Genomic DNA, 19,435 nt, shown 5'->3' with positions numbered 1-19,435 from the left:
AAAAGGTGATGATATGAAAATGCTTCGTAAAACCCTGTGTGCGATGACCCTAGGTGCTGCAACGCTCGCACCGGTAATGAGTACCACTGTTTTTGCTGCACCTGTAGCAGCATCGGAGCAGCAAGCAACCAATAATCTGGTGAAACAGTTAACCAATATTCGCACTTTGTCTGCTAACTTTGAACAAACCACAAAAGCGACCTCTGCTGCTAAAGCCCCGCAGAAAAAAGGCTTGACTGGACAACACATGAATCAAACCTTTAAAGGGGTGATGAAGGTTGCACGTCCGGGTAAATTCTTCTGGGAAACCACCAGTCCTTCAAAACAAACGATTGTGACTTCAGGTAAAACCGTTTGGATTTATGATCCTGACTTGCAGCAAGCCGTGCGTCAAAGTCTGGATGAACAGGTGGCCAATACCCCTGCATTATTACTATCGGGCAATACCAGTCAGATTATGAAGTCTTATCGTGTGACTCAACCCGATAAAGGCAAGACTTATTACACTTTGTATCCAAAAGTGAAAGACAGTGCATTCCAAAGCTTGACCATTAGTTTTGGTGCAAACAAAGCCCCAAGTCTGATGATTTTGCAGGATTCGTTGGGTCAAACCACCACTGTTCGCTTTAACAATGTGAAATTGAATCCATCGATTGCTTCGTCAACTTTTAATTTTACTCCGCCTAAAGGCACCGATATTATTGATCAATAATTAATTGATTTTTAATCACTTAAAAAGGTTTTAAGCCTCACTTAAAAGCAGTCCTATGGGACTGCTTTTTTGCGTTTATTCTGTTAAAAATGAGTTAAGTTTTAATTAACCCAGCCCAGTCTTACAAAAATATGTTCAAGCTTGGCCATAGACCTTACAATTCATACTACTTAAAGATAATAATTTAGTGATCAGGATTGAGTATAACCATACGCAAGATCAACTTTGCCTAACACTAAGAAAAAGCAAAAAGGCAAAAGCCCAGGAGAATTAAAATAGTGGAAAATAAGAGTACAGTGGCTTCATCGTCAGATTATCCGCGTTTTACCCCGCTTAAATCCAAACTCAATAGCTATCGCCAAAGGGTGATGGGGCTAGGGGTGAGCTGGCTGCAAAGAAGATCAAAAAAGACAGCTAAAAATAGGGCAGAAAATCCCTATCTACATGGCATATTTGGCCCTGTGGATGAAGTGGAAAAGCACGAATTTCAGGTGATCGGTGAAATTCCCCAGCACCTGACCGGGCTATTGTTAAGAATTGGATCCAATCCCATTCATGTTGAGAATCAAGATTTATATCACTGGTTTGCAGGCGACGGCATGTTGCACGCTTTAAAAATTGAGCAGGGTCGAGCTACATGGTTCAAAAGCCGCTATATCGCCACGGCTTCCATCCAAAAGCAAAAGCATGAGCCTGTTAAAGCCGGGTTTCGCCGTGGGCCAGGGGATGTGGTCAATACCAATGCTTTTTATCATGCCAATCAGATCTGGGCGAGTGTTGAAGCAGGCGCTTTGCCCGCACGTTTAGACTTGGAGTTGAACACACAGGAACACCGTTTTTTTAATACCGATGCAGATCTGCCTTTTACTGCACACCCGCATAAAGACACTCATAGCGGGCATTTGCACGCGATTTGCTATGATGCGCTGGATATTAAGCATGCCTATTATGAAGTGATAGATCAGCAAGGTATGTTGCTGCATTGGACCAAAATTCCGGTACAGCATGGTCCCATGATCCATGACTGTGCTATTACCGAGCAAGATGTCTTAATTTTTGATTTACCGGTCACGTTCTCTTTCAAGCAACTCATCAAAGGCAATCCTTTGCCTTATCAGTGGAATGACCAGCATGCTGCGCGAATTGGCATTTTGCCTAAATATGGTCATGCCGATGAAGTACAGTGGATCAATATTGAACTCTGTTTTATTTTCCATGCCGCCAATGCTTACCGCAATGAGCAACAGCAGATTATTCTGGATGTGGTCGTGCATCGCTCCATGTTTAAAAAGTCCCATCAGGGTCCGTTTGAGCAGCAAAAAACCCAGTTGGAACGCTGGACCATAGATCTAAAACGGAATGCGGTAGATCGCAAGGTTATTGATTGGCAGGCGCAGGAATTCCCAAGAATCGATGAACGCTATACTGGTGAGCAGCATCGTTATATTTATAGTGCCAGTTTTGATTCTTTAAACATGACCCAAGCCAATCATCTAATTTGCCATGACCTGCAAAGCCATGAAAAAACCATCTATAAATTTGGTGAACAATGGATGACTGGAGAAGTGGTGTTTATTCCGGAGTCAGCAGTCGCAGCAGAAGGTGAAGGCTACTTGTTGTCTTATCTGCATCATATCCCTAAACAGTCCTCCAAAGTGGTTATTTTAAAAGCCCAAGGTTTAAATATTCAGCCTCAGGCAGAAATTATACTGGGAACCCATGTACCTTTAGGTTTTCACGGTAATTGGATCGATTTATCTTAAAATCATGCAATTCTGATCAGGATTCAGCTTTATTCAACTAAAACTGCTGCAAGATACATATTTAAAATTTTATTCAGTGACTTGGCTTTGTATAGTGCAGGGGCATTATAAAAGGTATCAGGTTGTAAAAATAAAATGGAAATACGCATGAATCAACAATGGCTATGGGCAGTTCCTGTTTCTTTAGCAGCGCTTGTCATGGCGGGATGTCAGGAACGACCTGCTCCACAGCCTGAACAGGCAAGTACGACCCAGCAGGAAAATGTGCAGACAATTCCTCTGATTCAAGCCAAAGTTGTTCCTGTAAAACTGAGCAAACCAGAAGCGTGTGATGCTGAAGGTTGTACCCAGTATGAAATTCAAACGGTAAAGAGCAACCTGAAGTGGGTGGATGACTATTTTATCGATCGGGTGAAAAAAGCCGATCCGATTGCGTTTTCTACAGCGCCCAATGAAAAGATCAATACTGCCGAAGGGGCGAGTCCTGATTTAAGTCAAAGCTCGACTTATATCCGTTTTGTCAGTCAACAGTATGATCGGGCAACCTTTGCCATTCAGACCTATACCTATTCATCTGGTGCAGCGCATGGCATGTATCATCAGGAATTTGTCAATTTTGATTTGAAAAACAAAAAGCGTCTGGCGCTGCAAGATATTTTGATGAAAGGCACAGAACAGCAACTATTAAATACTTTGTATGATTCAAATAGCATCTGGCTGGAACAGCACAGTATAGAAAGAGACAAGCTAAAATTAAGTGATAATTTTTATTATGGTGCTAACGGCATTGTCTTTGTTTATCCCTTATATGAACTGGCTTCTTATGCAGAAGGCATGACTGAGCTGACCTTGCCTTATTCAGCACTAAGCAAACTGATTAAAGCGGAATATCTGCCAAGTTTGCCAAAGTATCCAACACCATAATTTCAACTTAATTCGGCTAAAGTTGCTTTAATAAGCCACAGCTGTCCGTTCGATCACTGTCTTTTTTAGTGTTTAGCGCTTACACTATAGCCAGTTTTTTTCTTTGCAAAAGATTGGCTATGATCGACCCGAAATTAATCAGAAATAATATTGAGGCTGTAAATTTAGCCTTGGCAAAACGTGGTGTACAGCTGAATGTAGAAGAGTGGGCTTCACTTGAAGCTCGCCGTAAAGAGCTCCAGTCGAAAACTGAAGCTTTACAGGCAGAACGTAATTCGGGTGCTAAACAAGTTGGCCAAATTAAAAAATCTGGTGGCGATGCATCTGAAATCATGGCGCGTATGGCAGCCATTGGTGATGAAATTAAAGCAGCTGAAGTTGCGCTGACTGAATTGCAAACTGAAATTGAAACCAAGTCTTTAACTATTCCAAACATGCCGCATGAATCTGTACCTGAGGGTAAAGATGAAGACGATAACGTTGAAATTTTAAAATGGGGCACACCGCGTCAATTTGATTTTGAAATCAAAGATCATACTGACCTCGGTGAATGGATGGGCGGTTTGGAATTTGAAACTGCGACCAAACTCACCGGTACGCGTTTCAGCGTATTAAAAGGGCCATTGGCGCGTTTACAACGTGCTTTAACTCAGTTCATGCTCGATACCCATACCTTAAAAAATGGTTATACCGAAGCCTATGTACCATACCTGGTGAATGCAGATTCATTACGTGGTACAGGTCAATTGCCTAAATTTGAAGAAGATTTATTCAAATTACAAGGTGAAAAAGAATACTACCTGATTCCGACTGCCGAAGTGCCAGTGACCAATTTCGTGCGTGATGAAATTGTCGATCCTGAACGTTTGCCACTGAAATATGCTGCGCATACGCCATGTTTCCGTAGTGAAGCCGGTTCTTATGGTCGCGATACTCGTGGTTTGATTCGTCAACACCAGTTCGACAAAGTTGAGATGGTGCAAATTGTAAAACCTGAAGACTCGATGCAGGCTCTAGAAGAATTGACTGGTCATGCTGAAGGTATTTTGCAAGCCTTAGGTCTTCCATATCGTAAAATTATCCTGTGTGGTGGCGACATGGGCTTTGGCGCAATCAAGACTTACGATCTGGAAGTATGGGTACCAAGTCAAAATACTTACCGTGAAATTTCAAGCTGTTCATGCATGGGTGATTTCCAGGCACGCCGTATGAAAGCACGTTACCGTGTCGATCAAAAGAAAACTGAGTTTTTACACACTCTAAATGGTTCAGGTTTGGCGGTTGGCCGTACCTTGCTTGCTGTGATGGAAAATTATCAACGTGCAGATGGTTCGATTGAGATTCCTGAAGTGCTACGTCCATATATGGGTGGTGCAGAATTTATTGATTAATCTCCGGATTGATCAATAATTATGTGAATAGCACAATTTTGTGCATGAAAATTGCTTAAGACAGTCAGATTTAAAATATTGAGGTAATTCGTGGATATCTTTCCAATCTCTTTAAAGTTGCAACAGCAACCTTGTCTGATTGTCGGTGGTGGACATATTGCTTACCGTAAGGCGGTACTTTTGGCAAAAGCAGGCGCAGTCATTGATGTGATTGCACCTGAAATCGAAAGTTCTTTGCTTGAGATTGTTGAGTCAAGCCAGGGGCAGTATGTTCAGGCACCTTTTAGTCCAGATATTCCATTACGTGATTACCGTTTGGTGATTGCCGCAACCAACGATAAAGCCACCAACATTCAAGTTTTTGAAGCCTCTGAAGCTGAAAAAATATTGGTGAATAGTGTCGATGATCCGCCGCACTGTCGTTTTATGGTTCCTGCCATTATCGATCGTTCACCGTTAGTAGTTTCCATTGCCACCAATGGCACATCACCGGTGTTATCCCGTCAAATTCGTACTCAGCTCGAAGCCAGTATTCCGCATGGTATGGGCAAGCTGGCGGAATTTTCCGGAAAATGGCGTGCTGCAGTCAAAGCGAAAATTGCAAATCCGGATGAACGCCGTATTTTTTGGGAAGACTTGTATGCCAGTCCGCTCAAAGAACAGGTGTTTAATGACAATCTTGCAGAAGCGGATCGTTTAATCGAACAAGCCTTAACTGAGTGGCAAACGCCTAAAGGCGAGGTCTATCTGGTCGGTGCCGGTCCGGGTGATCCTGAACTGTTGACCTTAAAAGCATTACGCTTGATGCAACAGGCAGATGTCATTATTTATGACCGTTTAGTTTCTCCTGCGATTATGGATTTATGCCGCCGTGATGCGGAAAAGATTTATGTCGGTAAAGCCCGTTCCAATCATAGTGTGCCGCAAGAAGGCATTAATGCTTTATTGGTGGAATATGCAGCCCAAGGTAAGCGTGTTTGCCGTTTAAAAGGTGGTGATCCGTTTATCTTCGGTCGTGGTGGCGAAGAAATTCAGGAGCTGTTTGCTGCCGGTGTGGCGTTCCAGGTAGTGCCGGGGATTACTGCTGCTTCTGGCTGTTCTGCGTATGCCGGTATTCCTTTAACGCATCGTGATTATGCGCAAAGTGTTCGCTTCCTGACTGGACATTTAAAAGAAGGCTCGCCGGAGTTGCCTTGGAATGAACTGGTTTATGAAAACCAAACCTTGGTACTGTATATGGGTCTAGTGGGTTTGGAAAAAATATGTGCTCAACTGATTGCACATGGTCAACGTTCAGATATGCCAGTCGCCTTGATCTCTAAAGGGACGACACCAGACCAGAAAGTCGTGGTCGGAACCTTGGCAGATATCGCTTCAAAAGTGTCAGAACATCAAATTCAAGCGCCGACCCTGACCATTATTGGTGAGGTGGTAAAATTGCGCGAACAATTACAGTGGCAAGGCTAATTCGAGTCCTGTTGCATTGAAAGAGTAGAGAAATTCAGTGATTCATGTTGTTTTATACGAGCCAGAAATTCCTGCAAATACGGGGAATATCATTCGTTTATGTGCCAATACCGGTGCGCAATTGCACTTGGTCAAACCACTAGGTTTTGAGCTGGATGATAAAAAGCTCAGACGTGCAGGGTTGGACTATCATGAATGGGCACATATGAAAGTTTGGGAAAACTTTGCAGAATGTGTGGCGCATTTAAAAGAGCAGGGGATTGATAACGATGCGATTTATCCCTTAACCACCAAAGGTTTTGAAACTCCGCATACTTCAGACTTAAACCGTCCGGTTGCATTGTTGATGGGACCTGAAACCCGTGGTCTGCCTGAAAATGTTCGCATGATGTTTCCTGAGAACCACTGGATTCGTTTGCCAATGGCGCCAAATTCACGCAGCTTGAACTTGTCGAATGCCACCGCTGTTATTCTCTATGAAGCTTGGCGTCAGCAAGGTTTTAAAGAACTGGTTTAAAATAAAGTTATAAAAAAAGACGCATGAAGCGTCTTTTTTTATGCATGGAATTAACCCATTAATGAGTATTATCAAACTCGTTATGTTGTGGAGCCGGGTGTTTGAAGCCTTTGGTTTTATAACCCAGGTACAAAATACCGAACATTGCCCACCATAGACCGAATTTTAGTGCGGTATCTTCAATTTCTAGCCACATCGCAAAAATGCTTAAGAAGCCCAGTAAAGGAATCACAACAAAGCTGAAAATGTCTTTGATGTTTTTGGTACGGCCATCACGTAATGCATAACGTGAAATCACCGACAAATTCACAAAGGTAAATGCAGTTAAAGCACCAAAGCTGATCATCGAAATCACGATGTCCAAATCCATAAAGCCAGCGGTTAAAGCCACCGCACCTACAATCAGAATGTTGTAAACCGGTGTGTAGCTTTTTGGACTGATATGACCAAAGATTTTTTTATTGATCACGCCATCACGACCCATCACATACATGAGACGTGATACACCTGCATGCGCAGAAATACCCGATGCCATCACGGTGACGATTGCAAAGTAAAGCACTACAGTTTTGAATGCTACGCCGCCTACTGCTAGAAGAATATCTGGCTGGGTTGCAGCGACATCTTCAAAGTAAGTCTTCGGATCATTCGGGAAGTAGATTTGCATGAAATAGGTGCTGATAATGAAGATAATACCTGCAAGCAGCGCCGTAAGGAAAATCGCTTTAGGTAAGGTTTTTTCAGTATCTTTGGTTTCTTCTGCCAGTGAGCTGAGTGAGTCAAAACCGGTAAAAGAGAAACACAGTAAGGTTGCACCGGTAATTAAAGGACCTAAAGCCGTCATTTCATTCCAGAAGGGTTCCAGGCTCCATAACTGGTACTTGGCATTCGCTAAGCTACCATCGGCATTGACCCCGCCTGCAAGCAGCGTGTAAACCATCCAGGTGAAGTAAGCGATGACTGCCAGCTGAACCACTACAATCAGGCCATTAAAGTTGGCAACGAATCTGGCACCACGTAAGTTTACCCCGGTCATGAATGCAGTCAGTACAACCACCCAAACCCAATGGTTAACTTCAGGGAACAGTGCTTCCAGATAAATGACCGCCAAAATGATGTTGACCATTGGTGACAACAGGTAATCTAACCATGATGACCAGCCGACCATAAAACCGACATTAGGATGGATCGATTTTTGTGCATAAGTATATGCCGAACCTGATGACGGGTAACGGCGGATCATATGTCCGTAACTGATAGACGTAAACAGAATTGCAATTAAGGCAATAATGTAAGAAGTTGGTACGTGGTAATGGCTTTCTTCAGAAACCAGACCGAACGTATCAAATAGTGTCATTGGTTGAATATAAGCTAAACCAATAATAATAATGTGCCAGAGTCCAAGCGTTTTTTGCAGTTTAGCTGCCGATTGAGTCCCAGAGATATTTGTCAACGGCGTTATCCTCTTATCGTTGATCAAGGATCAGTCATGTTTACAAGGATCGTTTGAGACGAACGATCCCCCCTATATGAATAAAACAAAAGTGCGCCAATCTACTCTAGTTTGGTCCCTTTTGCCAATATCTTTATGAATTTTTAATGCAGAAAATATGCCATTTGATATAAAAAATTAGCTTTAATTTTCCATAAAGTAAAAGCCTGATGCTTAAAAAAACATCAGGCTAATTTTTAGCTATATTCGCTTAATTTTCAATATTTACCAAGCTTTTTCTAAAATTGCTTTTAAATCACTCAAGCTGGCTTCTTTAGGATTGTAAATAATGGAACCATCATTTAATGCTTTATCTGCAACCTCGTCGAGTTGCGCTTCTGAAACCTTACCGGTTTCACGTAAAGTACGTGGCAACTTGGTTAAAGCATATAAGCGGTCGCGCATGGTCAGAATTGTGGCAATCGCTTTGTCGGCGCGTAAATGCGCAGGAGTCTGCGCATAAATATCTGGTCCTGCTAAAGGAAGTAACAATTCGGCAATCTTGTCACCATTCACTTCCTTATTGTACTCAAGCACATAAGGCAGGAACAGGTTCATGCATAAACCATGAGGCAGGTGAGCCACTGCACCTAAGGCATGTCCGAGTGAGTGAACCAGACCGACCATAGAGTTAGAGAAAGCAATGCCAGCCATGGTTGAGGCTTGTGCCAGTTCCAGGCGACCAAATTCATCCGTCGGATTGTCCAGAACATTGAACAGGCTGTTGCTGACTTTCTTGATCGCAGCGGTCGCATAGGCATCACTGATCGGGTTGGCTGCCATACAGGTATAAGCTTCAACTGCATGAGTCAGTGCATCCATAGCCGTCATGGCAGTCAAATGCGGTGGTAAGGTCTGGGTCATACGCGGGTCAAGAATCGCTGCATGCGGCATCAAATAATAAGATGCAAACGGCATTTTGACGTTTTTCTCAAGATCAGAGACCACCGCAACCATCGTCACTTCTGAGCCGGTACCCGAGGTGGTGGGAATCACAAAAAATGGTTTTAACGGTTTTGGCAGGTTATGTGCACCTGAATATTTAAGCAGGTCATCGCCACCTTCAGTCACCAGAATATTGGTTGCCTTGGAGGTATCAATCACCGAACCGCCACCCACAGCGATAATCGCATCACAATTATTGTCTCGATAAGCTTTGGCTGCATTGCGAACGGTTTGTACACTTGAATCTGGTGGAACATCATCAAAAATATAACCAATTACCGCATCGGTCGATTCAAAAGCCGCCTCAATTGGGGCAAGTAGGTTATTGCTGCGTACACCTTTGTCGGTAATGATCAGTGGGCGTTTTGCACCTAAAGTAGCAAGTTCAAACGGAATATGTTCTAACGCGGCATGACCTGCGATGACTTTTACTGGACAGAAAAATTCGTAATAAGGCTTAGCCATGTTATGCACTCCGTTTAAAATAGGATTGAGCTAGTTTCAAATAAATATTTGCAGCTCCAGTCAGTTTTTCTTTTAGGCTTAATTCGGTTGGATATTGTTTTACAGCAAGCTCAGCAAGCAGTTTAGGTAAAATCAGTGCTTCCATTTTGTTTAAGCAGCGTACCAGACGAATCGCGAAAGAAATGTCTCCATCGGCAATCATACGGTCGTGAGCAAAAGCCTGCGCAGTACTTTCCTGAAAAGAAAATACTAAAAAAGCATGACTTAAGTGCTTAAAAGTAATGGTAAGGTCAGGTTTGCTGCTGACAGATCGAAGTAATTGTAATTGATGGTCTTCCGTGACTTTTGCAATAAAAGCAGGACCATTGGGAAATACCTTCATCGATAGAACGAAATCCACAGGGAATTTTGCAACTTCCTGTTTGACTTCGGCGTCGACTTGACTCGCCATTACCAGACCTCTGCCAATCACATCCATCATGAGTTTGACATAGGTCAGTTGTAAAGCGGGCTTAACGGATTTGGTTGAAATCACTCGCGTATCCCTTATCTAAAAAATATTTTATTAGTTTAGAGTAAATACTCTAATTTATTTTTATGCCAAAAGCAAAGTTATTGTTGCATGATTTGAACTTCACTAAAGTAACCGCTGTTGTTGAAAGTTTCAATAATATCGACGCATAAGTTCTCGAATTTTGGGTAATCTTTCACTAAATCCTGAATGCGGACCATCTCCAAACCAGCATAACCACATGGGTTAATAGTATGGAAACCAGTCAGGTCACAATCAATATTCAATGCCAGTCCATGATAACTGCGTCCTTTGCGGATTTTAAAACCCAGAGAACCAATTTTACGCTCATTGACATATACACCCGGTGCATCCGGTTTGGCGTAAGCTTCAATGCCATATTTTTCCAGCAGTTCAATCATCAAATTTTCAGCATACGATACCAAAGTGCGTACATTCCAGCCCAAGCGGTTTAAATCAAACATGAAATAGGCAACCAGTTGCCCCGGACCATGCCAGGTGACCTGTCCACCACGATCGGTTTGAACGACTGGAATATTGCTGGGCATCAGGATGTGTTCAGGCTTGCCAGCTTGGCCTTGGGTAAGCACATCATGATGCTGCAGAATCCACAGTTCATCCGGTGTATTCTCATCGCGGTTTTCAGTCAGGTTTTTCATGTCCTGAAAACGATCGAGGTAGGGAGTAAGCTGGTTAAATTGACGAATAATCAGTTTGGGTTTTAGAACAGCATCAGTCACGTGAAGTGCGTCCTTAAAAAATTTCAACAGGATAGAAGGATTATAATGAAATCATGCTGAGATAGGAGGTGATCGCTGGCCGATTTAAAGTTTTTTGCAGAATTAGTCATATTTTTATTGTTATATAAATAAAAAAACACGCCAGAAGCGTGTTTTTTATGTGCTCTTAAAGAGCAGTTTTAATCAACGGGCAGGCTGCGAGGTCAGAATATAAAGCGTGCACCTGTTCCAGCTCTACAAACACAATCTGGGCAGTTAAAGAATGGTATTTTCCAGTACGTGAAGGTTGTACCTTGATGCTGTTACCATCAAAATCCGGAAAATGTTTTACCAAAATTTCTACAACAGCAATATGTAACTCTTCGCAGGCTTCACCAATCAGTTTAATAGGGTAATCCATTGGGAAAACCCAAAGATGTTCTTGAAGTTCGCGAGAGGGTGTACGGTCTAACATGGTCATAGTAGTCCCACTTATATATCAAACGCCTGCATAGATGCAGGCGTTATTATGTTGCTGAATACTAGATGGGGATGTTAAACAAATTTTCAACTCCCCGTCGTATCCCTATGGGTTAGTCATTTTCAAGGAATGAACGCAAGTGTTCAGAACGAGAAGGATGACGTAATTTGCGTAATGCTTTAGCTTCAATCTGACGAATACGCTCACGGGTGACATCAAACTGTTTACCAACTTCTTCCAAAGTATGGTCGGTTGGCATATCAATACCAAAACGCATTTTCAAGACTTTCGCTTCACGTTCAGTCAGGTTTTCAAGTACTTCGCGAGTCGCTTCTTTTAAGCCTTCTGAAGTTGCAGCATCAATCGGAGAAGTGATGTTGCCATCTTCAATGAAGTCGCCCAAATGCGAATCTTCATCATCACCAATCGGCGTTTCCATAGAAATCGGCTCTTTGGCAATTTTAAGCACTTTACGAACTTTAACTTCATCCATCTCCAGACGTTCGCCCAATTCTTCAGGAGTCGGTTCACGGCCCATTTCTTGAAGCAATTGACGAGATACACGGTTGATCTTGTTAATGGTTTCAATCATGTGTACCGGAATACGAATGGTACGTGCCTGATCGGCAATCGAACGGGTAATTGCCTGACGAATCCACCAAGTTGCATAGGTCGAGAATTTATAACCACGACGGTATTCAAACTTATCTACGGCTTTCATCAAACCGATGTTACCTTCTTGAATCAAGTCAAGGAATTGCAAGCCACGGTTGGTATATTTTTTCGCAATCGAAATAACCAGACGCAAGTTGGCTTCAACCATTTCTTTCTTGGCACGACGAGCTTTCGCTTCACCGACTGCCATACGTTTAGAAATGTCTTTAATGTCCTTAACATTCAAGCCCAATTCTTTTTCGATGTCGGCAATCTTTTGCTGGAATGCCAATACATCTGGACGTACTTTTTCTAGATAAGTTTTTTGCTCGGCAGGTGCTTTGGCAATTTGCTCATCTAACCAGGCTGGATTTGATTCCTGGCCCGGGAAAGAAGTACGGAATTGAGTACGATCCATACGACCACGACGTACTGCATAACGCATCACTTCACGTTCAGAAGTACGAATCTGTTCATGAGTACCACGAATCATTTCAGAAATGATGTCAAATAAACGTGGAGTAAATTTGAACATCATAAACACGGTTGCAAGTGCTTCAAGCGCTTCTTCAGCTTGTTTGCTGTTACGGCCATGTTCTGCAATGGCAGCTTTAGTCACTTTCCATGCTTCTTCCAGTTCAGCAAAGCGTACACGTGCAATTTCTGGATCAGGACCTGATTCACCTTCAGAATCATCATCACTTTCAGATTCTTCTTCGTCGTCATCATCCAGTTTCACATCTTTGGTGGTTTTAGACGTTGCTTCTTCATCTTCTTCGATTTCAGCTTCATCTTCTAAAACTTCCGGAATTTCTTCATCAGATTCAGGGTCCAAATAACCCGATAAAATATCAGCAAGACGACGTTCACCTTCAGTGACATCGTTATATTCTTTTAGTACAACTTCAACAGCATTTGGCCAATAGGCAATAGAATGAAGAACGTCACGAATACCTTCTTCAATACGTTTAGCAATGCTAATTTCGCCTTCGCGCGTTAACAGTTCAACCGTTCCCATTTCACGCATGTACATACGCACAGGGTCGGTTGTACGACCAGGTTCACTTTCAACTGAGGCAAGAACAGCTGCAGCTTCTTCCTCCGCAACTTCATCGGTTGCTTCAGCGCTAGATCCATCAAACATGGTGTCATCAGATTCAGGTGCACGTTCATGCACAGGAATACCCACGTCTTGAAGCATCTGAATGATGTCTTCAATCTGTTCGCTTTCCGTGATCGAGTCTGGGAGATGATCGTTAACCTCAGCGTAAGTTAGGTAACCTTGCTCTTTGCCTCGGCTAATCAGAGCCGCTACTTGCGAAGTAGGGGAAGTCATATCGCTCATCTTTGCTTACTCTTCGTTGAATCTGTGGCAGTGAAAAACCGTGCATGATAGCACAATTCGCTTAAAATTGTTTTGAATATTGATTGTTCAAGTCTCATTTAAAATATGAATTTGATTTAACAATTGTTTTCAATATTGGGGTGGAATTTTTTTTTTCAAGTCCGTGAGACTTTGCTTTGAAAATATTCTGCGTTTTCTTTATACGGCATGATAAAAATTCTAGGTGTTCATAAATACACAATTTTAGAGGTAAAAAACAAGATTAAATCGTATTTCTAGGATAAAAAAATAAAAAAACTTGACAAGATTGCATAAGCACGATAAATAGCGCCTAGACCCATTCACTTTTTTTCACCATGAGGTAGTTTTAGTGTCTTCTACAGATTTTGAACTAGATGATAGCTACAGTGATGATGATGTTAGTTTTGATGAAGTATCAAGCAAAATTAGTGCTAAAGAGTCGTTAGAAAAACGTCGTCTCATTGATGACCTTCTCGCACAACGTCGTTTAGAGCGTGAGCTGAAAGATTTCGATTATGATCTGGATGATGACGACGATTTTGATGATGAAGAAGGCTAAAATAGGATTCTGTATAGCGGGCTAAAATGCTATGCTATGCCGTAGTTATTTTACAAAACTGGATTTTAAATGAGTGCTTTAGATTTAGACCTTTTGAGCGAATATCTAGATGGCGACCAAAATGAATATGGTCTAGATTTCCCGGCTACTCATGGCTTTTTATGTGCAATTGCGGTTGGTCCGAAATTCGATAAATGGTTGGATGAACTTTTTGACAACAATCAAAAGAAAGTACCTGCTGAAATTATTGCGCAAGTAAAAGCATGGTTAGAATCGATTCGTCAAAGCCTGGCTAATGAAGAAGGAATTGAATTTCCTTTTGAAATTGAAGAAGCAGATGTGGATTCAAGTTTAGGCGACTGGAGTGTTGGCTTTGTCGATGCCATGTTCTTAAACGAAGAAGCCTGGTTCACGCCTGAACATGAAGAGCAACTGGTAGATTTAACTTTACCGATGATGGTCTTCAGTGGTGTGGATGAAGAAGATCCACAAATGGAATCTTTCCGCCGCAACGGTCAGCTTATGGATGAAATTGCTGAAGAAATTCCAGATAATTTAAATGAACTTTATTTAATGTATCACACGCCAGCGTAATGTCACATTTTGAGCCGTACAATCGCGGCTCATGGATTACACAGCAAATTCATTCGTTAAATAAAAAAAGCACCTTATGGTGCTTTTTTTAAGCTTGAATTTTTATGTTTAGAGTGGATCAGGCAAATTCATCAGTAGGCCTGATTTGTATTTATTCAAACTTGTGCTTATTGAGAGTATATCGAGCATAACCATTGTAAGCGATATGGAAAATCAGGCCATGTAGGGCAATGGCAGCTGCAACCAGCAATGAATTCAGAGATCTTCCAGCATAACCTATAGTCATCAAAATTTCTTCAGCACGTGGATGCATTACAATTAAGACCAGCATTACGATAAAACCAATGGTCATGGCGACTACAGTTGATCCCCACACCAGAGTATTTCTTTCTTTGGCATTCGGTAAGCGTTATTCTTTTTCGACAAAATGTCTGGCACTTAGGAAAGCACAAGCGATTAGTCCAGGCAGCAAGGTAATGGCATCGAGTTTTAAAGCATAAATCAAGATAATTACTAACAGGATTAAGACCATACTATAAACAACAGCAAAATATTTAAGATAATGCGACATTGTCTTAGTCTCCTGAAGATAGCCTTCACTCAGGATGAGCGATTTTTGCGCTGCTGTCTACGGTATACAACCCAACCAATAATGATGATTACGATGGCAATAATCACATAACTGACTTTACTGAAAATTTGCTGCATGAGCTGCTGGTTTTCACCAAAATAAAATCCGACATAGGCCAAAAAAGTGGTCCAGATAATAGTACCTAAGCCGCTGTAAAACATAAATTTCCAAAAAGGCATACGGCTCATGCCTGCGGGAATACTAATCAGAGAACGTACAGCTGGAATCATACGGCCAAAGAATACGATACGATGGCCATAGTGTTCAAACCAGTCCAGTGATTTTTTTACATCTTGGGTCTTGATAAACAAATACTTGCCGTAACGATCTATAAAGCGAAAAATGCTTTCATGTTTGAATTGATAGCCAATCCAATACAGAAAAGCTGCAGCGAGCAGTGAACCTAAACAGCCAGCAATAATTACCCCAAATAATATAAGCTGACCTTGTGATGCAGAATAGCCAGCCGAGGGCATGATGATTTCAGAGGGAATAGGCGGAAATACGTTGTCAAGAAACATCAGTAGGGCAATACCGAGATAGCCCAGTTGTTCCATGATGGAGATAATCCAGTCTGTCAGATTCATAAAGTTATAAAAATAATCGTGATATTTACACCATCCTAAAGTTTATTAGATTTAGGGTAAAGTGTAGCCAGGTAATCAGTCCGGATTATTCCTGGCTATGAATCAGAGTATGGATATAAACTTTTCTTAAACTATAGGCGAGTGCAAAAGGAATCACACTGAGTAGGGCGTATTCTATAAAATTAGGCGTAAGATGATATGCAATGAATATGGAAAAAATACTGCCAATAACAGCACCCATGATCACTATAAAAAGATGAGATTCTTGTTCTAAGGCGTGTTTGATTTGTTCTACTTTTTGAAGATTTTTTTCACGAACCAAGTGGAAACGTTGTGTAGAAGCGGCTGAACGACTAATTGTTCTTGACATAATTTAGCTCCTTTTTCATGTTACTTTTTCATGCTATATGTTGAATATTTCACGTTAAAAATTAATAAGTTACATGGTTGTTTTAATTTTTATCTCAGAATATCAGATTATTTGTGACTTAACATACCTTTATGGTAAAAATTGGTGATCTTTTTTTATTTATTGTTTATTTGCGGTAAATAAAAAGCCCTCAAATGAGGGCTTTTATCATGCATTTAGATTACAGGCGTTTGCGTTTAGCGGCTGCAATTTGCGACTGACGCATACGGAAACCGGCTTTTTGTTTCTCGGTCGTTTTGTCGATGCAGTATTTGCACGATACACCGTGTTCATAGCTTGGAAGTTCAGCTTCTTCAGGAAGCAAAGGCCAGCCACAAGCATGACACTTAATATTTTGACCTTCTTCTACACCATGCGTAACAGCAGTACGGCCATCAAATACAAAACATTCACCTTCCCACATGCTTTCTTCAGTAGGGGTTTCTTCCAGGTATTTTAAAATACCACCTTTTAAGTGATACACCTCATTAAAGCCTTCTTGAAGCAATAATGAGGTAGATTTTTCACAACGAATACCGCCTGTACAGAACATGGCAATTTTCTTGTCTTTATGCTGTTCAAGATTTTGTTTAACATATTCCGGGAATTCACGGAAGGTTTCAGTTTTAGGATCAATTGCGCCTTTAAAAGTACCGGCTTTATATTCGTAGTCGTTACGTGTATCAATCAGGATGACATCATCACGTGCAATCAGTTCGTTCCATTCTTTTGGATCTAGATAGTGACCCACTAAATCACGCGGTTTTACTTCAACGCCTAGGGTCACAATTTCTTTTTTCAGTTTGATTTTCATTTTACGAAATGGTTTGTCAGCGCTGTGTGACTCTTTATATTCCATTGCGTTAAAGCCTTCATTCAGCAGAAATTGATGAATGGTATCAATGGCTGCACGGTCTCCGGCTACAGTGCCGTTAATGCCTTCACCCGCTACAATTAGAGTTCCACAAAGATTGATGGTTTTTACCAAATCAAGAAGGCGTTGTTGAAGATTGGCAGGATCTTGAACTTCTTTGAATTGATAAAGTGCGGCAACAACCCAGTCAGTGGTCGCTTGCTGTTCTACAGGTGCAAGCTGTTCTACAGTAGCGTTCATGGAATACTCCAAATGTATTTAAAATAGGACAAAATTTAAGGCGCATATTTTACCTTGAATTGTCAAAATTAGCGAGAAAACCCTTCGCAAAATATGGTTTTTAATTTGCTGTGCCGGGATGTATGATGCCTATGCTTATTTCATATTAAATCAGAAGATGGTCTCAATTCTTTGGACCTGAATGTTGTTGAATTTCGGAGTTTATTTTGAATACTGATCGTCGAATTGCCTCTTTGACTCCATGTGCAGGGCGTTGCTCTACCGTGTTTGGTGATTCGGTATGTCGGGGTTGCCGTCGTTTTAATCATGAAGTGATTCAATGGAATACTTATACAACAGAGCAACATACTGTGGTCTGGCAACGCCTGGATGCACAGTTGAATCAAATTCTGGTACCCATGCTACCTCATGCCAATCTGGCACAAGTCGAAACCTTCATTTTATCTAAACGCATCCGTTTGCGAGAGGATGCTACTGCCGGGCGTAAGTTGTACCATGCACTGAAACTTTGTGAAAAAAATCGTCATCTCACTGATCATAGCGGTTTAGGCATTCACTATAAGCACGTCCGCCCGCTTTGGGATGAGTTTGAACATCGTGTGCTGGCCTTGGCCAAGGCCAGTTATGATTTGGCTTTCTTGCGAGCCGATGGCATGAGCCAACATTTATTGAATTTAGATGAAGAGGACGAGTAAGTCCTTTTTTTATATGCGGGTTAAATGTAAAAAGAGTCAAGGATGAATGTGACTGAATATGTGCTGTATTGTTTGGCTGTCATTGTGATGATTGCTACGCCTGGTCCAGTGATGCTTTTGGTGGCAAGTGCAGGTCTGCGCGGTGGTTATTCTGCTGCACTTAGAACCATATTTGGAACAAATTTTGCCTCGCTGATTTTAATTGGGTTATCAGTTCTGACCTTAAAGGGGCTACTGGTTGTGAATGAAAACTGGTTGAATGCAATTCAGTTATTGGGTTGTCTATATATTGCCTATCTGGGCTTTGGTTTGCTCAAGGAAGTATGGGCTGGTCAGGCTGATGCAGGATTATATTTAAAACCGGTTCAAGGCGGATTCAAAACCGGTTTTCTGGTGGGTATTTCCAATCCCAAGGATATTATTTTCTTTGCGTCATTTTTTCCGCAATTTGTCACGGTGACCCCGCATCTGGATATGAGTCTGTGGTTATTAACCCTGAGTTGGATTATTTTAGATTTCGCAACCTTATCTATAGTGTATTTTTCTTTTAATAAATTATCCCAGTCACGCTGCTATTCGAAATTACTGGGTATGTGCGCTGCAATTTTAATGCTTGTCGCAGAGTATGGTATTTACAGGGTTGTATCATCATTCTTCTAAATAAATTTGAATTCGTTTTTACCTCTTTTGACTATGATTAGACATAAAAACCCAGCAGATTGGCTGGGTTTTAAATTTGAGTATTTGATTAAATTTGGTGCTTTAAACGGTATTGCACCAATTCTTCAATGGTAATCACGGTTAAATGATGAGTTTGTGCATAAGATAGCACCTGAATACCGGATGCCATGCTGCCATCAGGATTGGTTAATTCACATAAAACTCCAGCAGGTTTTAAACCGGCTAAACGTGCCAAATCAATGGTACCTTCGGTATGGCCACGACGGGTCAATACACCATCTTCACGGGCACGCAAAGGGAAGACATGACCTGGTCGGTTTAAGTCGCTTGCTACAGCACCATCTTTAATTGCCGCTTTAACTGTAGTAGTACGGTCTTGGGCTGAAACACCGGTAGTTACACCTGTCGCTGCTTCAATGGTCACGGTAAAGGCTGTTTTAAACTGGCTTGAGTTATCAGCTACCATAGGTGAAAGTTTTAAATGATTAGCAAGTTCATCGGTCAGGCATAAGCAGACAATACCTGAACCATCACGAATCATGCGTGCCATGGTTTCTACAGTTAAGGTTTCTGCGGCAACAATCAGGTCGGCTTCATTTTCACGGTCGAAGTCATCCATCACCAGAACAGGTTTGCCTTGGCGTATATCTTCCAGCGCTTGTTGAATGCGCTGCTCGGCAGGAGGAAGGGCAGAAAAGAAAATTTCAGGTTGAATTAAACTGGACATTGAAACGCTC

Annotated in this window: 20 protein-coding genes and 1 pseudogene; 10 read left to right on the top strand and 11 right to left on the bottom strand. The window is 41.7% G+C overall.

The window, feature by feature from the left end; translation table 11 throughout:
- The first annotated feature begins 13 nt into the window (after positions 1 to 13).
- From lolA to B4C48_RS01510, 6 genes are all read left to right on the top strand, one after another.
- Complete coding sequence (gene lolA, locus B4C48_RS01535; protein WP_291352733.1) at positions 14 to 712, top strand: outer membrane lipoprotein chaperone LolA; 699 nt, start codon at positions 14 to 16, stop codon at positions 710 to 712.
- Positions 713 to 990: 278 nt separating this feature from the next.
- Positions 991 to 2,475: a carotenoid oxygenase family protein gene (locus B4C48_RS01530; RefSeq protein WP_291352731.1), complete on the top strand. Its 1,485-nt coding sequence runs from the start codon at positions 991 to 993 to the stop codon at positions 2,473 to 2,475.
- A 147-nt stretch (positions 2,476 to 2,622) separates the two neighbouring features.
- On the top strand, positions 2,623 to 3,399 hold the full coding sequence (locus tag B4C48_RS01525; RefSeq protein WP_409514817.1) for a DUF3298 domain-containing protein: 777 nt from the start codon (positions 2,623 to 2,625) through the stop codon (positions 3,397 to 3,399).
- A gap of 119 nt (positions 3,400 to 3,518) precedes the next feature.
- On the top strand, positions 3,519 to 4,790 hold the full coding sequence (serS, locus tag B4C48_RS01520) for a serine--tRNA ligase (RefSeq protein ID WP_291352727.1): 1,272 nt from the start codon (positions 3,519 to 3,521) through the stop codon (positions 4,788 to 4,790).
- A 90-nt stretch (positions 4,791 to 4,880) separates the two neighbouring features.
- Complete coding sequence (cysG, locus tag B4C48_RS01515) at positions 4,881 to 6,257, top strand: siroheme synthase CysG (protein ID WP_291352725.1); 1,377 nt, start codon at positions 4,881 to 4,883, stop codon at positions 6,255 to 6,257.
- A gap of 37 nt (positions 6,258 to 6,294) precedes the next feature.
- Positions 6,295 to 6,774, top strand: a complete 480-nt coding sequence (locus tag B4C48_RS01510) for a tRNA (cytidine(34)-2'-O)-methyltransferase (RefSeq protein ID WP_291352723.1) — start codon at positions 6,295 to 6,297, stop codon at positions 6,772 to 6,774.
- Positions 6,775 to 6,832: 58 nt separating this feature from the next.
- Here the strand turns inward: B4C48_RS01510 and B4C48_RS01505 are convergent, their stop codons facing one another.
- The 6 genes from B4C48_RS01505 to rpoD form a co-directional block, all read right to left on the bottom strand.
- Positions 6,833 to 8,227, bottom strand: a complete 1,395-nt coding sequence (locus B4C48_RS01505) for an APC family permease (protein WP_291352721.1) — start codon at positions 8,225 to 8,227, stop codon at positions 6,833 to 6,835.
- A 264-nt stretch (positions 8,228 to 8,491) separates the two neighbouring features.
- A complete protein-coding gene (locus B4C48_RS01500; protein ID WP_291352719.1) occupies positions 8,492 to 9,676 on the bottom strand; it encodes an iron-containing alcohol dehydrogenase in 1,185 nt (394 codons plus the stop codon).
- 1 nt (position 9,677) lies between these two features.
- Complete coding sequence (locus tag B4C48_RS01495) at positions 9,678 to 10,211, bottom strand: hypothetical protein (protein ID WP_291352717.1); 534 nt, start codon at positions 10,209 to 10,211, stop codon at positions 9,678 to 9,680.
- Between the two features lie 77 nt (positions 10,212 to 10,288).
- Entirely contained in the window at positions 10,289 to 10,948 is a 660-nt protein-coding gene (gene lipB / locus B4C48_RS01490; protein ID WP_291352715.1) for a lipoyl(octanoyl) transferase LipB, read from the bottom strand.
- Between the two features lie 166 nt (positions 10,949 to 11,114).
- Positions 11,115 to 11,402 (bottom strand): YbeD family protein, encoded by a 288-nt coding sequence (locus tag B4C48_RS01485; protein WP_291352785.1) that lies wholly within the window; start codon positions 11,400 to 11,402, stop codon positions 11,115 to 11,117.
- 118 nt (positions 11,403 to 11,520) lie between these two features.
- The gene (gene rpoD, locus B4C48_RS01480; RefSeq protein ID WP_291352713.1) at positions 11,521 to 13,407 is read right to left on the bottom strand and encodes an RNA polymerase sigma factor RpoD; all 1,887 of its coding nucleotides are present in this window, start codon (positions 13,405 to 13,407) and stop codon (positions 11,521 to 11,523) included.
- Between the two features lie 370 nt (positions 13,408 to 13,777).
- On the opposite strand from rpoD, the gene B4C48_RS01475 reads away from it, so the two are divergent.
- Positions 13,778 to 13,987 (top strand): PA3496 family putative envelope integrity protein, encoded by a 210-nt coding sequence (locus tag B4C48_RS01475; RefSeq protein WP_291352711.1) that lies wholly within the window; start codon positions 13,778 to 13,780, stop codon positions 13,985 to 13,987.
- 69 nt (positions 13,988 to 14,056) lie between these two features.
- Positions 14,057 to 14,581: a YecA family protein gene (locus B4C48_RS01470; protein ID WP_291352709.1), complete on the top strand. Its 525-nt coding sequence runs from the start codon at positions 14,057 to 14,059 to the stop codon at positions 14,579 to 14,581.
- Positions 14,582 to 14,732: 151 nt separating this feature from the next.
- On the opposite strand, the pseudogene B4C48_RS01465 reads toward B4C48_RS01470, so the two are convergent.
- From B4C48_RS01465 to B4C48_RS01450, 4 genes and pseudogenes are all read right to left on the bottom strand, one after another.
- Positions 14,733 to 15,152: pseudogene (locus B4C48_RS01465) on the bottom strand (ABZJ_00895 family protein).
- A 29-nt stretch (positions 15,153 to 15,181) separates the two neighbouring features.
- Positions 15,182 to 15,799, bottom strand: a complete 618-nt coding sequence (locus B4C48_RS01460; protein WP_291352707.1) for a DedA family protein — start codon at positions 15,797 to 15,799, stop codon at positions 15,182 to 15,184.
- Positions 15,800 to 15,884: 85 nt separating this feature from the next.
- Entirely contained in the window at positions 15,885 to 16,169 is a 285-nt protein-coding gene (locus B4C48_RS01455; RefSeq protein WP_291352705.1) for an FUSC family protein, read from the bottom strand.
- Positions 16,170 to 16,389: 220 nt separating this feature from the next.
- On the bottom strand, positions 16,390 to 17,322 hold the full coding sequence (locus B4C48_RS01450) for a rhodanese-related sulfurtransferase (RefSeq protein ID WP_291352703.1): 933 nt from the start codon (positions 17,320 to 17,322) through the stop codon (positions 16,390 to 16,392).
- 206 nt (positions 17,323 to 17,528) lie between these two features.
- On the opposite strand from B4C48_RS01450, the gene B4C48_RS01445 reads away from it, so the two are divergent.
- Together B4C48_RS01445 and B4C48_RS01440 are read left to right on the top strand one after the other, a co-directional pair.
- Positions 17,529 to 18,017 (top strand): DUF1289 domain-containing protein, encoded by a 489-nt coding sequence (locus tag B4C48_RS01445; protein ID WP_291352701.1) that lies wholly within the window; start codon positions 17,529 to 17,531, stop codon positions 18,015 to 18,017.
- Positions 18,018 to 18,059: 42 nt separating this feature from the next.
- Positions 18,060 to 18,677, top strand: a complete 618-nt coding sequence (locus B4C48_RS01440) for a LysE family translocator (RefSeq protein ID WP_291352699.1) — start codon at positions 18,060 to 18,062, stop codon at positions 18,675 to 18,677.
- A gap of 88 nt (positions 18,678 to 18,765) precedes the next feature.
- Here the strand turns inward: B4C48_RS01440 and ribB are convergent, their stop codons facing one another.
- Positions 18,766 to 19,425, bottom strand: a complete 660-nt coding sequence (gene ribB / locus B4C48_RS01435; protein ID WP_291352783.1) for a 3,4-dihydroxy-2-butanone-4-phosphate synthase — start codon at positions 19,423 to 19,425, stop codon at positions 18,766 to 18,768.
- Positions 19,426 to 19,435: the final 10 nt, after the last annotated feature.

The organism is Acinetobacter sp. UBA3106 (assembly GCA_002365595.1).
GTDB lineage: Bacteria > Pseudomonadota > Gammaproteobacteria > Pseudomonadales > Moraxellaceae > Acinetobacter.
Note: the sequence above shows the minus strand (reverse complement) of the source record. Positions and strands in the feature narration are given on the sequence as shown.

Coding starts and splice junctions, on each gene's coding strand:
- serS (WP_291352727.1), top strand. CDS start 3,519: ATGATCGACCCGAAATTAATCAGAAATAATATTGAGGCTGTAAATTTA.
- B4C48_RS01485 (WP_291352785.1), bottom strand. CDS start 11,402: ATGTTAGACCGTACACCCTCTCGCGAACTTCAAGAACATCTTTGGGTT.
- rpoD (WP_291352713.1), bottom strand. CDS start 13,407: ATGAGCGATATGACTTCCCCTACTTCGCAAGTAGCGGCTCTGATTAGC.
- lolA (WP_291352733.1), top strand. CDS start 14: ATGAAAATGCTTCGTAAAACCCTGTGTGCGATGACCCTAGGTGCTGCA.
- B4C48_RS01500 (WP_291352719.1), bottom strand. CDS start 9,676: ATGGCTAAGCCTTATTACGAATTTTTCTGTCCAGTAAAAGTCATCGCA.
- B4C48_RS01455 (WP_291352705.1), bottom strand. CDS start 16,169: ATGTCAAGAACAATTAGTCGTTCAGCCGCTTCTACACAACGTTTCCAC.
- B4C48_RS01440 (WP_291352699.1), top strand. CDS start 18,060: ATGAATGTGACTGAATATGTGCTGTATTGTTTGGCTGTCATTGTGATG.
- B4C48_RS01470 (WP_291352709.1), top strand. CDS start 14,057: ATGAGTGCTTTAGATTTAGACCTTTTGAGCGAATATCTAGATGGCGAC.
- B4C48_RS01460 (WP_291352707.1), bottom strand. CDS start 15,799: ATGAATCTGACAGACTGGATTATCTCCATCATGGAACAACTGGGCTAT.
- B4C48_RS01525 (WP_409514817.1), top strand. CDS start 2,623: ATGAATCAACAATGGCTATGGGCAGTTCCTGTTTCTTTAGCAGCGCTT.
- ribB (WP_291352783.1), bottom strand. CDS start 19,425: ATGTCCAGTTTAATTCAACCTGAAATTTTCTTTTCTGCCCTTCCTCCT.
- B4C48_RS01450 (WP_291352703.1), bottom strand. CDS start 17,322: ATGAACGCTACTGTAGAACAGCTTGCACCTGTAGAACAGCAAGCGACC.